Here is a 15,511-nt window from a genome sequence, read left to right on the forward strand (position 1 = left end):
CCATTAACCTTCCTCGTCTGTATTCTTGATCTTCATCAAAAGCGCATAAGCATTTTTGACAACCATCCTGGTGCCGGTACTGATGCCATTTCCTTCAATCTGCTGGCGGCCTTCATGTACAAGTCCGGGTGTTATTTTGACCATTTCAAATTGCCCGCTGCCGCTGTCTGTGAATACGTAAGAGTTGTTTTCCCAGCGCACGACCGCGTCCTCAGGCACGGTAAGTACCTTTTTGTTGCTGATAGCCACCTCGCCATTTACAAACATGCCCGGCACGAGCGTGGGACTGTACTTTTCAAAATGACAATGCACTTCGGCCATTCTGTCCTGATCCAGGTTCTTGCTGATCAGGATGATTTCAGCGGCGAATTTTTTGTCGGGATCGCTGTTCGTGTAGGCAGTAACGCGCTGCCCGATCGAGAGCGATTGCAGGTCTTTCTCAAAAACATTCAATGCAAGGTGGATATCTTTCGGATCCACCAGCTCGAAAAGCATATCGGTCGGAGAAGTGTATTTACCCACATTTACATTCACCTGTGACACAAACCCATTGATAGGGGATACAATCGGTACGGACTTTGAAATATTGTCCGCCTTCAACCCGGAGGGATTAATACCGATCACTTCCAGCTTTCTGGCTAGCGCATTCATCAGGATACGCTGGGTTTCCATTTCTGCCCGCGCCTGTTGAAAAACTTTGTCACTTGCCGCCTTGGTTGCATTCAGGTCGCGCTGGCGCGCAAACTCACTTTCTGCCAATGTAAATTTCTCCCGCGCAGTCAGGTAATCCTGCTGGAGCTGGATGAACTGCATATCTTCCAGTTCAGCGAGTACCTGACCTTTTCTGACGTGCATGCCCGGCAGCATTCGGGTCGATTTCAGGTAGCCGCCGAGCGGGAAGCTGAGGCTCACGGTACTCTGCGGAGGTACGTCGATCTTGCCGTGCAGGTTGAGCGTACCACTGATGTTTTCAAATTCAGGTGTCCCTACTTCAATGCCCACCCGCTGCATTTGCTGTGTACTGAAAGATACCAGCTGTTTCGAAGACGGAGTTACAGCGGTATCTGCCGCAGGGTTGTTATCCGGCGTTTCTGTGCGGCCGCCGCAGGCTGAAAGCAGGCAGGCGAACAGGCCGGTATAAAGATATGTTTTCATGGTAAATGCCTAGTTGTTAGTGAGTTTTAGTAATTGTATGACGGCCTGGTTATAGCTGTTCAGCGCCTGGATGTAATCTGTTCTGATCGTGATAGACTGGTTAACCAGGAAAGTCCATTGCATAAAATCGATCTCGCCCGCCTGGAACTGCTGGTCGGCCGTGGCGATTATCGCCCCCGCATTGCGCAGCCCCTGCTTATCGAAGTAATCGAGACTCTGACGGAATTTCACGACAGTCGCCTGTGCATTGCCCAGCTCGGTTTGCAGCTGTGCGCGCAGGTATCCGGTCTCTTTTTGTGTTCTTTCAAAATCAGTTTTGGCAGCAGCTATCTTCGCCGATTGTGCCTTGAAAAACAGAGGGATACCAATTCCTGCATTGACATAGTGAAACCTGTTTTTGCTGCGATACGTGATCTCCTGTCCATCCACGAGCTGGGAGCCATTTATACTCAGGTTATTGTAACCAATGGTCAGGTCGGGCAGGAGCCTGGCTTTTTCGTTTTTCCAACGAAACTCCGAAGCTTGTTCCTGACTTCTTGCCACATCCAACAGCGGAAACTGACTGGCGACGGAATCCTGCATGGTCAGCAGGTTTTCAATGCGCGGGCTTTCTGCCTGCGGAACGTACCGGACACTGTCCTGCAAAAACAAATTGAAAGAACGCACCGTGATAGCAAGGTCACTGTCTAGCAGGTTGAGCTGGTTCGTAATCTGCTGGCGCTGCGATTCTGCGGCTGTTTTTTCGAGAATGTTGGCTTCTCCTTTTTCAAACCGCATATTAGATTTTGATTCAAAAAGGGTGTAAATGCTGTCTGCGTACATCAGCAGCTTCCTGCGCTCGGTGAGATGGATGTATTCGTAAAACAGCTGGCGCACCTGCGTCTTTAATTCCAGCTCGGTCAGCCTCGTCTGCGCCTGCGCGGATTGGAAATTAGCTTCCAGTACCTTTCGCTGGCTGTTATATACCGCCGGAAAGCTGAAAGTCTGGCTGATCCCGAACCGCGTATCCGTATTGACGCTGTTGAACTTGCCCACATCTGCATTGATGCTGGTTTTGTTAAGGTCAAACGCGCTGGACTGCAATTGCCTGCTGCTTTCTTCGCTGAGCCTGGCGCTTTGTACTCTGAGGTTTTTTTGCTGGGCAATGGAGATCGCGGTTGGAAGATCAACCGGTTTCAGAGCCTGCGCATTTGTGTTTTTTGGAATAAAAACAAAAAGGAGCAGGATCAATGCAGCAGCAGCGGGCGGCAGTTTCTTTTTACCCTCAAACAAAAGGTACAATGCTGGTAACACGAACAACGTGAGCAGGGTAGCGGTAATCAACCCGCCGATCACGACCGTGGCGAGCGGCCGCTGTACCTCGGCTCCCGCGCCATTGCTGAGCGCCATAGGCAGGAACCCGAGCGAGGCGACAGCGGCGGTCATCAAAACAGGACGCAGCCTGTTGCGGGTACCCGTGAGTACCAGGTCTAGCGGATCGGTAATGGAACCCTCCGCTTTGATCCTGTTGAACTCCGAAATCAATACGATCCCGTTCAGAACGGCTACACCAAAGAGCGCGATAAATCCTACGCCGGCGGAGATACTAAAGGGCATATCCCGCAAAGCCAGCGCAAAAACGCCACCAATCGCGGAAAGCGGAATGGCAGTGTAAATCAATGCGCCTTCGCGTACCGACGAGAATGCAAAATACAGCATCAGGAAAATGAGGAGCAATGCGACCGGCACCGCCACGCTCAGGCGGGCTTTGGCTTGCTGCAGGTTTTCAAATGCGCCGCCGTAAGTCACACTGTAACCCGGGTCAAAGCGGATTTTAGCGTCTACTTTCTGTTGCAGCTCTTCTACGATCGACTGCACATCCCGGCCTCTCACGTTAAACCCGACGATGATCCGCCGTCTTGTATTTTCACGCTGTATCTGGTTCGGGCCTTCCACCTCTGCAATGCGGGCTACCTGGTAAAGCGGCACCTGAATGCCCGACGGCGTGGATATGGGCAGGTTTTGAACATCGGTTATATTTTTCCGGCCTTCGCTGCCGACACGTACCACGAGATCAAACTTCTTTTCACCTTCGTAAATCTGCCCGGCGGCTGCTCCGGCGAATGCAGCGTTGATCGTGCGGTTGATATCTTCGATGTTGAGCCCGTAGCGCGCGATCTCGCTCCGGTTAAAATCGATCACGATCTGCGGCATGCCGGTTACTTTTTCGACATACCAGTCTGCGGTACCTTCCACTGTTTTGGAAATGTCGCCGAGTTGCTCCGCGTAAGTAGCCAGTTTGTTCAGGTCTTCACCGAAGATCTTGCAAACAACATCCTGCTTGGCTCCCGTCATCAACTCGTTAAAACGCATTTGAACCGGGTACTGAAAGCCGGTGGTAATGCCCGGAACTACCTCCTGTGCAGTTTTGGCCATTTTGTCTGCCAGCTCGGGGAAGGTAGCGGCGCTGGTCCATTCTGATTTGTCTTTCAAAACGATGATCATATCGCCGCCCTCTATTGGCATAGGGTCGGTAGGTATTTCTGCGCTGCCGATGCGGGAGACTATTTTCTCTACCTCGGGATAGGCATTTTTCAAACTCTCCGAAACGCGGTTGATCGCGTCGATCGTGGTACTCAGGTTCGTCCCTACCAGCAGCCGGGTTTCAGTGGCAAAATCACCTTCTTCCAGTTGGGGGATAAACTCTCCGCCCATTTGTGAAAATGTAAAAACAGCCACACCAAACAATGCGAATGCGGCAATTACAAGCGCTTTTTTGAAACCCAATGCGCGGATCAGCAGCTTCTGATAACCAGCTTCAAGTCGTGCCATGATGCGGTCCGACCAGTTAGGCTCACGGGCTATATTCCGGCTGATGAAAACCGCGCTGATCATCGGTACATAAGTAATGGAAAGTATAAATGCGCCGAGGATAGCGAATGCTACGGTTTGCGCCATGGGCTTGAACATTTTACCCTCAATACCCGAAAGGGAGAGGATAGGCAGGTAAACAATAAGGATGATAATTTGTCCGAAAACAGCGGCGTTCATCATCCGAGAGGCCGAGCCTGTTACTTCACGGTCCATTTGCTCCCGCGAAATTACCTGCACGCCTGCGTACTGGCGCGATGAATGCAGATGGTGCAATATCGCCTCCACGATAATTACTGCGCCGTCGACGATCAGACCGAAGTCCAGCGCGCCAAGGCTCATCAGGTTTCCGCTTACACCGAAAGTATTCATCATGGCGATCGCAAAAAGCATGGAAAGCGGGATCACCGAAGCGACGATAAGTCCGGCGCGCAGGTTACCGAGGAAGAGTACCAATACCAGCACCACGATCAATGCACCCTCCGACAGGTTTTTTTCGACGGTACCAATCGCATTATTCACCATTTTGGTCCGGTCGAGGAAAGATTCGATTTCCAGACCTTCGGGTAATGTTTTCTGAATTTCGGCAATGCGGTTTTTGACATTCTTGATCACATCTGACGAATTGCCGCCTTTCAGCATCATCACGATCCCGCCCGAAAGTTCACCTTTGCCCGCCATGGTCAATGCGCCGTAACGGATTGCTGATCCGAGCCTCACTTCGGCAATATCGCGCACCAGCACAGGCGTGCCGTTTGCATTGTTTTTGACCACGATATGCTGTATATCCTCCATGGAACCAGCCAGACCCACACTCCGGATGTAAAGTACGGTCGGGCCTTTTTCAATGTAGGCGCCGCCGGTGTTCTGGTTGTTTTTGCCCAAAGCAGTAAATACATCACTGATGGTCAGGTTCAGAGATTTGAGCTGTACGGGATTGACGGCCACTTCGTATTGTTTCAGCTCTCCGCCGAAAGTGGATACATCGGCTACGCCTGGTGTACCCAGCAGCTGACGCTTGACAATCCAGTCCTGCGTTGTGCGCAGGTCGGCCAGCGAGTACTTTTTCTCGAAGCCAGGCTTGGGTTTGATTACATACTGATAAATCTCACCCAGGCCCGTTGTCACTGGCGCAAGTTCCGGTGTTTCTGCATTCTCATCGATCTCGACCTGGGCCAGCCGCTCGGTTACCTGCTGTCTGGCCCAGTAAATATCTGAGCCGTCTTCAAAAACAATGGTAATTAGCGAAAGTCCGAAGCGCGAGAGGCTGCGGCTTTCTTTGAGGCCGGGAATGTTGCTGGTCGCCTGCTCAATGGGAAATGTAATCAGGCGTTCCACGTCTTCGGCGCCCAGCGAAGGCGCGGAAGTAATTACCTGTACCTGGTTGTTGGTGATATCGGGAACTGCATCTATAGGTAGCTGCGTCACTTCATAAATCCCGTAGGAAACCCACAGGAACATGAAGAGCGCAATCATCAGTTTGTTATGAACTGAAAATTGAATGATCTTATGAAGCATAAAGATTGGAGTATAAATACATAGCAAACATGCTATGGGCCCGACTGGAAGTGAGCGCATAGTGCCGACAGGACAGGCTTATCCTGTTGTATGTAGGTATTTAAACTCGCGGCGGGCGGAAAAGCGAGCCCAGCGCAGCATTGTAATGCCCCTGCGGTTTGTCGGGGCCGTAATCTGCCTTTACAGGCCAGTAGGTATTTTTGAAAGTAAATGTGTTTGAAAAGGGAACGAAAAGGAAGCTGGTATGCTGGATCTCAAACTTCTTGAATGGAAGCTGCATATCCTTTTCATCATCATTATCATCCATGTCGTCGCCCCAGTAATGCATGGAAAGGAAGTCTAAAAAGCTGATTTCCTGGTTCAAAGCTTTGTGCTCCACAAAGTGCCGGATCAGGGAAGGCACCTTGAAAACCTGGTACAACGAAGTAGTGTCCAGGATCAAAATTGTGAGCATCAAATGTAAAATCAGCTTTTTCACGACTCTAAAATAGACCCGGATAGTTGCTTATGCAAGAATTTGCATGAATTGCAGTCGAATATGTCTCCCGCAGGTACTACAGATCCGCATACGCAGACACGAATGCGATCCAGTCAGATCCGAACGGGACAGTCAGGTATTTGCCTTGCGGTGTAATGAGGATTTTGGTCGGATAGCCTGGAACCGGATAGGTTTTCTCGATCTGCTTGTCGGACATCGCAACCGGGAACGACAGCTTCTTTTCGTCCATATAAGCGGCCACTTTGGCGTCAGTGTCGCGGCAGGCGATTGTTAGCAGGGAAATCGTATCCGGTTTTTTCAGGATGGTATTCTGGTAGAACTTCTGCATATCTGGATGTTCTTCCCGGCAAGGCCCGCACCAGGTTCCCCAGAAGTCGATCAACACCCATTTGCCTTTGGCTTTTTCGGTTGAGAAGACCGATTTGTCTCTCATTTCAAGCGCAAATGCAGGTGCATTGCTGGCCCGTTCATTGATATGATGGAGCCAGTAGGTGTTGAAATCAGTCTTGTCGCTGCTTGCAATCGCAAACAGTTCTTTCAGATCATTTTTATATCCTGGTTCATCGAGCGCCATCTGCAGTAGTACCTGCAATGCCAGCTTCTCGTTTCCTTTCTGACTTCGCAGGTATTGATAGTAATCATTCTGAAATCCATTTTTGAAACTTCCGAAAAGAAGTACGCTATCGTAAAAGTATGCGGCAGTCCGGTTTCTGTCGGCCAGATCGGGACTGAATTCGTACGCCATTTGCAGGTGTCGTTGCTTTTCCAAACCTTCTGTTCTCTCCGATGCAAGGTAATTGACTGACGCCAGCATAAACCGGTGCCACGAGCTGTAGTTACTTTGTACAGATGCGGAGCCGGTGGAAGGGGCGGCTAGCTGGCTTGTCAATTTTGTGTTGATTGCATTAAGCAGCTGGGAGGCGAGTGGCTGCAGCATTGTGTTTTGGTTAACAATCCGGTAGATCTGCAAGCCGTATCGCGCAGCCCTGTACTTGTAAACATCTCCCGAAAGTTCGGTCTCTATAAATTCCTTGGTGAGCCTGCGCAAAGCGGCAGAATCTCGGCTCGCATCCTGAATCTGGCTGTATTTGTAGAGCGGTGCCATGTTGCGGCTCAGGAGCTTGCTGGTATCCTGTGCCAGCTGGGCGAGCAGCTGCTTTGTAAACGGCAGCCTCTTCCGTTGCGCATTCGCTCGCGCTGTATCTGTGTTGTCAACAGGATCAACGAGGCCCTGAGCTAAATGGTTATGGATAACGTCAGTGAGAAGGGGAATGAAAAGCGTATCTGATGCGAGTAGATTTACAAAATGCCGGGCGGAATCAATGTTGGGCTTTGCCTGCGTGAATCGCATGAACTGATTGAACGCATTGAATGCAGCCTCACCTTTTTCGACAGACTGGGCGCGCACCGGGGTCCATATCAAACCGATCAGCAATATAAGTGCCCCAAGCGGCACGGAATGAAGGTGTACTTTTCTCATGGCAACGCCGGTTAAGTTTTGATACCAAACCTAAGTACGCACTAACTTTACTGCTTGTGGCTGAGATACAGATACTTTTGTGTAAAATAAAATAGAGATAGCTGGCGGGGTTAACCCTGTTTGTCATTCTTTTCAGGAAACCAAACTGTGTTCCACCAGAAGTTATGCAGGTTCTGGAACTCGCTTTCCCATTTGGATTTGGAACTGCCTTTGATCATATATCCATTTGCCTTGTTAATATAGCTCTCCTGTATATCCTTCGGATCGTCGGAATAGCTGAAAACGATCAGCGGAATAGCGAGCAGCCGCTGAGAGATCAGGGCTTCGCGGATATTGGTAAGCAATTCGATGCCCTTATTCCGGGTGGGGAAGTAGAGGTCCAGCAGCACTAAATGGGGTTTTTGCTGCATCGTCGGCAATTCGTGCCTGAAAAAGTGCAATACCTGTTCTTCCAGTCCCAGCTCAATCACTTCCACTTCCGGCATCGTCTGCTGTATCGCCGAACGCACAAAAACCATATTATCCAGATCGTCTTCGATCACTACTATGCTGGTATCGCGCAGATTAGGCTTGGCAATAGGCTCCGTCATACCGTGATATGCATGGAGAAAACAAACATCAATGGATTGTGCGAGGTGGGTGTATTCCAGCTCTGTGACCGGCTTCACAATGTAGGCGTTGATGCCGGCCTCGTAGGCTCTCGTCACGAGCGCGTCGGTGGACGTGGTAGACATCATCAGTACCGGGATATGTTGTGCCCGCACGTCGGCTTTCAGCAGCGGAATGGTTTCCAATCCGTTCATACGGGGCATATTCATGTCCATCAGGATCAGGACGGGGTCGTCGAAATTTTTTCTGGAAGTAATCAGCTGCACCAGCTTTTCACCGTCGCTTACCTCGATCACATGTACATCGCTGATGACGCGTTCAATAGCGTCCCGGATCAACATCCGGTCGTCCTCATCGTCGTCAGCTAAATATATCGTTTTCAATGTACAGTCATCAATGTTCTAACCCATAATACCGTTCGTGATGGTATAAAAACAATGCCAGTCGGTCACATTTTATGACGCTTTCACCCCCCATTTAAGCCGGAAATACACCCGCTTGCCAGGCAGTGTGTTTTTTATTTTTGTGTATTGAAAAACAAATAGTTACAAATGAGCCTGACAGCGGCCTTTTGTTGCAGAAGCGAAAACAAATGCAGGAAAAAGATGGCGGTATATCCCTACCTGACCTTTAATGGAAATTGTGGTGAGGCCATGCAATTTTATCAGGCTTGCTTCGGTGGCGTGCTGCAGTTACGGTACCTTGGAGAATCGCCTCAGGGCAGTACAATGCCGCTTGCGATGCAGCAGCTTATTGTGCAGGCAAGCCTGATTTCCGAGCACATCCGCCTTTTTGCGTCTGACCTCGGCCATGAGGAGGGGCATTATGCAGGCAATAGCATTTCGCTGCTGATCGGTATGTCGCGCAGCGAAATGCTCGGTGAAATATTTAATAAACTGGCATTCGAAGGGGAAGTTACAGCTCCCTTGTCGCCGGGGCTCAAAAAAGGCCAGTGGGCTACACTCACAGACCGTTACGCAGTTCAATGGATTTTCGAAGTGCAGTAATTGTAATGAAGTCTCAGGGCTGGGAATTATCGTAGTAAGTAAAATCCTTGGAGATTAACCCGTTTTCAATAGTAAATATGGTGCAGATCGGCAGGCGGAAAGTTGATTTATCCGGCGCCGTGCCGGTTGATACGAACTCGACAACGATGTGGTTTTCACCCGAAGGATATACATTCACAACTTCGTCTTTCAGGTCTGAGATCATTTGCGCCATTTCCGAATATTTCTTCTCGGTTTGCGCCCTGGTTTGCTTTACGGTTTCTGTACCCAGTGAAGGATCCTTGAACTCGGCCGTTTCGGTGTACATAGCGGCCATTTTGTCGAATTCGTGCTTGTTGAAATGTTCGAAATACTGTCTCACGAGCTTCTCATTTGCGGTAACTGTGCCGGCGTTTTCCTGTTCGGGGGTTTCAGCCTTTTGGGGATTGTTGCAGCCGGAAATGGCGGAGATTAGCAGGGCACTGAGCAGTAAGTTCTTCATGAAACAGAAATGGTTGGGTGAGAGATTTGTTTTTGGGATAATGGCCGAAAGTAAACAATAACACCCACTTAATGAGTAAGAGGAGCAGTCGGCTACTTTTGTCAGACAATGTGATCTTATGAAAATGAACATTTACAAACGATTTTTATTCCTGTTACCCCTGCTCGGAACGCCTGTGTTGAAGGCCCAGTCCGTTCGCGAACTTTCCAGTATTCAGGTCAAAGAAGCCAAGCAGGCAGTGGCTGTCGACGGCGGGTTTTTCTACGTAATTAATAACAGTACCATCAGTAAATACAGCAAAAAGAGCAACACGCTTGTTAAAACCTGGGACGGTGAAAAAGACGGGATCAAGCATCTGAACAGCGGCGTGGTGATCAAAGGAAAGCTATATTGTGCCAACACCAACTATCCCGAGATCCCGATGGCGAGTTCCCTTGAAATCTTCGACGTCAATTCAATGGAACACATCGGCAGTCACAGCTTCGGCATTGCACCGCACGGGTCGCTCACCTGGGTGGATCAGAAAGATGGATCATGGTACGCCGGTTTTGCGCATTATGGCGGAAAAGAAGCCAGCGAAGGGCGCGATGTACGCTGGACGTCGCTCGTCAGGTTTGATATGGAATGGCGGGAGCTCGAATCATGGGTTTTTCCTAAGAACCTGATTGCTCTTTTTACTCCTAAAAGTAACTCCGGCGGAGGCTGGGGTGCTGACGGTAACCTGTATTGCACCGGTCACGACCGCGCCGAGCTATATGTGCTGAAATTGCCGAAATCGGGATACACCCTGGAACATGTAGCGACAATCCCGGCACCGATCGAAGGGCAGGGCATCGCATTTGATCATACAGTGAAAGGTACGGTTGTGCTCTACGGCATCAAACGGTCCGAGAATGCGGTAACAGTTTCAGAAATTAAGTGAATGAGGAATGAGTGAATGAGTGAATGAGTGAATGAGTGAATGAGTGAATGACCGGGTCGCCGGTGCGATTAATTAATTAATGAATGAATCATGAAAAAGTTGTTTGTAATACTTACCTACTTGCTTCTTTTACCCGGGTTGACTGTACTGGCGCAGACTAAAAAGCCCGGCGCGAATCCAAAAAACAAAACCCTGATCGTGTTTTTTGACGGGCTCCGGCCGGACTATATCACGGCTGGACAAATGCCAAATCTGTTTGCATTCAAGGAAAAGGCCGCATTCGGTGCAAATCACCACAGCGTTTTTCCTACTGTAACACGCGTCAATTCGGCTTCCTATGCAACGGGTTCTTACCCGGGGACACACGGGTTGCTGGGTAACGCGATTTACATTCCGCAAGTAAACCCAAATGCGGCGATCGGGACTGGCTACGGTGATCTGAGCAAGATTCCGGCTGCTACCCGCGGCGACATCCTGACTGCGCCTTCACTGGGTGAACTGCTTGAGTCGGCAGGAGAGCGCATGATGGTTTTTAGTTCAGGTACCACCGGACAGGCTTTTTTACAAAACAATAAAGTAAGCGGAGGCGCCATTGTAAATCCCGACCTGATCCTGCCGGACGCATTTAAAGCGCAGGTTCTGGCAGAAATGGGGGAAGCGGGTAAGGAGGATTTTGACAGGCATAAATGGGTCACAGACGCTTTGCTCAAATACGGACTTGCTGCAAACGGGCCGCTGGTCAGTGCGATCTGGCTGTCGGACCCGGACGGCGCGGCGCATGAAAACGGAATCGGCTCACCCGAAGCGGTGGAGGCGATCAAATTTGTAGACGAGCAGTTCGGACGCATAATGGATGCGGTTCAGAAGCAAGGACTTTCCGATAAGCTGAACATCATTATCTCGACAGACCACGGCTTTGTTACCCAGATCGGAAGCATCAATCTGACCGAATTCCTGATCCAGGAAGGTTTAAAAAAGGATAAGGAGTCGGATGATGTGATTGTAGCAGAGGGAAGTATTTACGTAAAAGACCACAATCCCGAAACGATACAGAAGATAGTCACTGCATTGCAGGAGGAAGAATGGATTGGTGCCATTTTTACCAAAGCGGCACAGGAGGGAGACGTAAATGGCTGGATACCGGGCACATTCGCGTTTGACGCTGTTCACTTCAACCATCCGCGGGCGGGAGATATCCTGGTTGCTCCGGCCTGGAATGATGTGAAAAATGAAAAGGGCTTTGCGGGTACCGACTACACCAAAGGGAAAGCCGGCCACGGCGGGTCCAGTCCTTACGAGATCCACATTGCGCTTTTTGCAAAAGGTCCCGATTTCAGGAACGGACTGACTACCGAACTTCCTACTTCTAATATAGATATCGTACCTACGATATTACAGATTTACAACATTCCCCAGCCCGCTGGCATGGACGGGCGCCCTGTTTTGGAATTATTGAAAAAACTTTCCAAATCCATTGGGAAGGTGAAAAAGGAGTCGCTCAAAACGGAGGTTAAGCATCCGTGGGGTACTTATTTCCTGACTTTGGAAATGTCGGTATTGGGCAAATACAGGTACTTCGACCACAGCAAAACCGAGCGGGTTTTCAGCAAGTAAGATCACCACTTACATTCATAAACCATGGCAACCGATAAAGTACAAACAATCGACGCGTACATGGCCGGACTTCCGGAAGAAACCGCCAGGAAACTCGAACAGATCAGGAAAACAATCCGGGAAGTAGTGCCGGATGCGCAGGAGATGATTTCTTACCAGATACCTGCTTTCAGGTGGAATGGGCGTTACCTGATTTATTTCGCTGCCTGGAAAAAGCACATTGCATTGTATCCGATCTCGGGCGAGATGGTCCCGGGCCTGAAAGACGAGTTGGCAGGTTATAAAGGCTCCAAAGGTTCCGTTCATTTTCCATTGGACAAGGAAATGCCGCTTGATCTTGTCCGGAAGATTGTTGAATGGAAGCTGAAAAAGTGAAATTTAGCACAGCCGGTTGCAGCAGAAAGCCTATAAGTAAAATAGTAAACGGGGTTTCTTTTCTTTTATCAAAATGAAAGAAATTCTAAATACCACTATATGAAAAGGTTCGGCTTACTTCTGGCTTCTTTGCTGCTATATACTGCAATTCCTGCCAGCACTGCATTTGGTCAAAAAGGCAAAGCAGCAACCGGGAATGCAGCAGCAGCAAAAGCAGATACTGGCAAATACGACCGGGATTATGCGCTGGAAGCTACTATGCTCGGGTTTTTTGCGCCTGATGGTGCCCGCAATCCTACTTTGAAGGCGAAAAAGGGCGAACGGGTCAGGATCAGGATTACGAACGGTGAGTTGATGACCCACGATATTGCACTCGAAAAGCTGGGCATCAAAAGTAAGGTTATCCTCGAAAAAGGATCAAGTACCGCCATTCAATTCGAGGCAAAGGAGAGCGATACCTATTTTTGCTCGGTTCCGGGGCACCGTGCTGCCGGAATGGTGGGCAGCTTTGAGGTAGTGGAAGGCGAGATCAACCAGCAGACCGTGGCCGGGCAGCTTCCTGTACGAAATGGAAAACCGCTGAACCTCAATTTTGAAACGGGAAATCTGACTGACTGGACTGCGCAGGGTGAAGCGTTCTCCAACCCGATCTTCAATGCGGATCCTTCTCCGGTACATGAAAAAGAACTCCACATTGGTTTTGACGGAAAATACTTTCTGAGCAGCGGTGGTAATACCAATGCCAGGCTGACCGGAACACTTACATCCGCACCTTTTAAGATTACCCAGCCTTTTGCCGCATTCAAAGTGTCAGGCGGCGCCTTGCAGGATACGCGTGTAGAGCTGGTGCTGGCGGGGAGTGACAGTATCATTTACCACATTACCGGGCAGGGGAGAGCTACCTTGCAGCCCGCAGTAGTCGATCTTCAAAAATACCTTGGTCAGGAGATTTTCATCCGCATTATTGATAATGAAACAGGCATTTCACAGATACCCTATATTCCAAATGATAAATGGGCGCACATCAACTTTGACGAATTCCTGTTTTATCCAAGCCGGCCCGCGTTTGCAAATGAGTTGAAACCTGCGGATATCATTATCCTGCCGCCTCTTGATCCGGTACTGAATGCAGGGCTTTCGGGGGAAAAGGCAGCAGCGGCAATGACGCCGCCAAAAGGCTTTAAAGTCACACTGGCCGCAGCGGAGCCGGACGTGGTAAAGCCGATCAGTTTTACGATTGATGCAAAAGGCAGGCTCTGGGTTGTGGAAGGACATACTTACCCAGTGCGCGCCCGGGAAGGGCAGGGCAGGGACAGGATCCTGATCCTGGAAGATACAAATGGAGACGGTACCCTGGATAACAAGAAGGTTTTCGCAGAGAACCTGAACCTGATCAGCGGAATAGAAGTGGGAATGGGCGGAGTCTGGCTGGGTTCAGCACCTTACCTTATCTTTATTCCAATTGATCCCAAAACCGATAAACCCGCCGGCCCGGCACAAACGCTGCTCGACGGCTGGGGGCTGGACGATACGCATGAGGTACTCAACAACCTGCGATGGGGACCCGACGGCTGGCTTTATGGTACCCACGGCGTTTTCACCCACTCGAATGTAGGGAAGCCGGGTGCAACAGACGCACAGCGTACAAAGATTAACGCGGGCGTTTGGCGCTACCATCCAACTGCGCAGACGTTTGAGGTTTTTGCAGAAGGTTCAAGTAATCCCTGGGGCATTGATTTTAACGATTATGGTCACCCATTCATTACTGTATGCGTGATCCCGCACATGTACCATGTGATTCAGGGTGCGCGCTACCAGCGGCAGGCGGGCAAGCATTTCAACCCGTATACTTACGACGACATTAAAACGATAGGCGACCACGTGCACTGGCTGGGCGAGCGCGGCCCGCATGCAGGTAACTTCCGGTCAGCAGCAGCAGGAGGCGGGCATGCACACGCCGGTGCGATGATTTATCTCGGACATACCTGGCCGAAAGAGTACCGGAACGAGATCTTCATGAACAACATCAACGGCGCACGGTTGAACATTGACCATTTTGAGAAAAAAGGCTCGGGCTATGTGGCCCAGCACCGTCCCGACTTTATGGCGATGAACGATTCCTGGTCGCAGTGGCTCAATTTCAAATACGATGCAAGTGGTTCTGTGTGGGCGATTGACTGGTATGACAAGAACCAGTGCCACAGCCCCAATCCCGACGTGCACGACAAAACAATGGGCCGCATTTTCAAGATTACCAATGAAAATGACAAATGGGTGAAGGTTGATCTGACGAAAGCTTCGGATATGGAGCTTGTCAACTATCAGCTGAATGAAAACGAATGGTATGTGCGGCAGGCGCGGACGATCTTGCAGGAACGCGGCGCAAACAAGAAAGTACATAAAGCACTCAAAGAAATGCTGACCAAAAATCCGGATGCAACAAGAAAGCTGCGCGCACTCTGGACTTTGCACGTCACGAAAGGTCTTGAAGACAAGGACCTGATGGAACTGCTTTCCAATGACAGCGAATATGTGCGTAGCTGGGCAGTTCAGCTGATGATGGAAGATAAAACAGTATCACCCGAGGCACTGGCGAAGTTTGCAGATATGGCGAAAAACGACCAGTCGGCGGTAGTGCGGCTGTATCTTGCATCTGCCATGACCCGGATCGATCCCGCGCAGCGCTGGGACGTAGTGGATGCATTATCCCAAAGAGCTGAGGATAAAGATGATCATAATCTTCCATTGATGGTCTGGTATGCCGCAGAGCCGCTCGCCGCGATTGATATGAAGCGGGCGTTACAAATGGCTGAAAAATCAAAGCTGCCAAAAATTCTTCCCTACACGATCCAGCGCGTAGCTGCGATTGGTACCGAGGATTCTAAAAAGGCTTTGAAAGAACTCAATGAAAAGCTCGGCCACAGCGGATCTCACGAAAATCACGAAAACCAGCTTTTAATAGGTAAAGTGCTGGAAGGCAGTAGCAAATAAAATTTACAAT

11 protein-coding genes are annotated in these 15,511 nt (G+C 49.9%); 5 read left to right on the forward strand and 6 right to left on the reverse strand.

Translation table 11 applies throughout. The features are described from left to right. Nucleotides 1-3 precede the first annotated feature (3 nt). The 5 genes from ASG33_RS08610 to ASG33_RS08630 form a co-directional block, all read right to left on the reverse strand. Nucleotides 4-1,155, reverse strand: coding sequence for an efflux RND transporter periplasmic adaptor subunit (locus tag ASG33_RS08610; RefSeq protein ID WP_056282606.1), 1,152 nt, complete (start codon nucleotides 1,153-1,155; stop codon nucleotides 4-6). Between the two features lie 9 nt (nucleotides 1,156-1,164). Continuing rightward, nucleotides 1,165-5,523 carry a CusA/CzcA family heavy metal efflux RND transporter gene (locus tag ASG33_RS08615; protein WP_056282611.1) on the reverse strand — a complete coding sequence of 1,453 codons (4,359 nt, stop codon included), beginning with the start codon at nucleotides 5,521-5,523 and terminating at the stop codon, nucleotides 1,165-1,167. Between the two features lie 100 nt (nucleotides 5,524-5,623). Next, a complete protein-coding gene (locus ASG33_RS08620) occupies nucleotides 5,624-5,977 on the reverse strand; it encodes a hypothetical protein (protein WP_229238596.1) in 354 nt (117 codons plus the stop codon). Nucleotides 5,978-6,077: 100 nt separating this feature from the next. Further along, entirely contained in the window at nucleotides 6,078-7,502 is a 1,425-nt protein-coding gene (locus ASG33_RS08625; RefSeq protein ID WP_056282627.1) for a TlpA disulfide reductase family protein, read from the reverse strand. Between the two features lie 110 nt (nucleotides 7,503-7,612). Further along, nucleotides 7,613-8,494 (reverse strand): response regulator, encoded by an 882-nt coding sequence (locus ASG33_RS08630; protein WP_157474633.1) that lies wholly within the window; start codon nucleotides 8,492-8,494, stop codon nucleotides 7,613-7,615. A gap of 222 nt (nucleotides 8,495-8,716) precedes the next feature. On the opposite strand from ASG33_RS08630, the gene ASG33_RS08635 reads away from it, so the two are divergent. Continuing rightward, nucleotides 8,717-9,118, forward strand: coding sequence for a VOC family protein (locus ASG33_RS08635; protein WP_056283513.1), 402 nt, complete (start codon nucleotides 8,717-8,719; stop codon nucleotides 9,116-9,118). A 13-nt stretch (nucleotides 9,119-9,131) separates the two neighbouring features. Here the strand turns inward: ASG33_RS08635 and ASG33_RS08640 are convergent, their stop codons facing one another. Further along, nucleotides 9,132-9,599, reverse strand: coding sequence for a nuclear transport factor 2 family protein (locus tag ASG33_RS08640; protein ID WP_056282633.1), 468 nt, complete (start codon nucleotides 9,597-9,599; stop codon nucleotides 9,132-9,134). Between the two features lie 118 nt (nucleotides 9,600-9,717). On the opposite strand from ASG33_RS08640, the gene ASG33_RS08645 reads away from it, so the two are divergent. The 4 genes from ASG33_RS08645 (at nucleotide 9,718) to ASG33_RS08660 (ending at nucleotide 15,501) form a co-directional block, all read left to right on the forward strand. After that, complete coding sequence (locus ASG33_RS08645; RefSeq protein ID WP_157474635.1) at nucleotides 9,718-10,521, forward strand: hypothetical protein; 804 nt, start codon at nucleotides 9,718-9,720, stop codon at nucleotides 10,519-10,521. 90 nt (nucleotides 10,522-10,611) lie between these two features. After that, nucleotides 10,612-12,135 (forward strand): alkaline phosphatase family protein, encoded by a 1,524-nt coding sequence (locus tag ASG33_RS08650; protein ID WP_056282638.1) that lies wholly within the window; start codon nucleotides 10,612-10,614, stop codon nucleotides 12,133-12,135. A gap of 24 nt (nucleotides 12,136-12,159) precedes the next feature. After that, the gene (locus ASG33_RS08655; protein ID WP_056282643.1) at nucleotides 12,160-12,510 is read left to right on the forward strand and encodes an iron chaperone; all 351 of its coding nucleotides are present in this window, start codon (nucleotides 12,160-12,162) and stop codon (nucleotides 12,508-12,510) included. A gap of 99 nt (nucleotides 12,511-12,609) precedes the next feature. Next, nucleotides 12,610-15,501, forward strand: a complete 2,892-nt coding sequence (locus ASG33_RS08660; RefSeq protein ID WP_056282646.1) for a PVC-type heme-binding CxxCH protein — start codon at nucleotides 12,610-12,612, stop codon at nucleotides 15,499-15,501. Nucleotides 15,502-15,511: the final 10 nt, after the last annotated feature.

This window comes from Dyadobacter sp. Leaf189, assembly GCF_001424405.1.
Taxonomy (GTDB): domain Bacteria; phylum Bacteroidota; class Bacteroidia; order Cytophagales; family Spirosomataceae; genus Dyadobacter.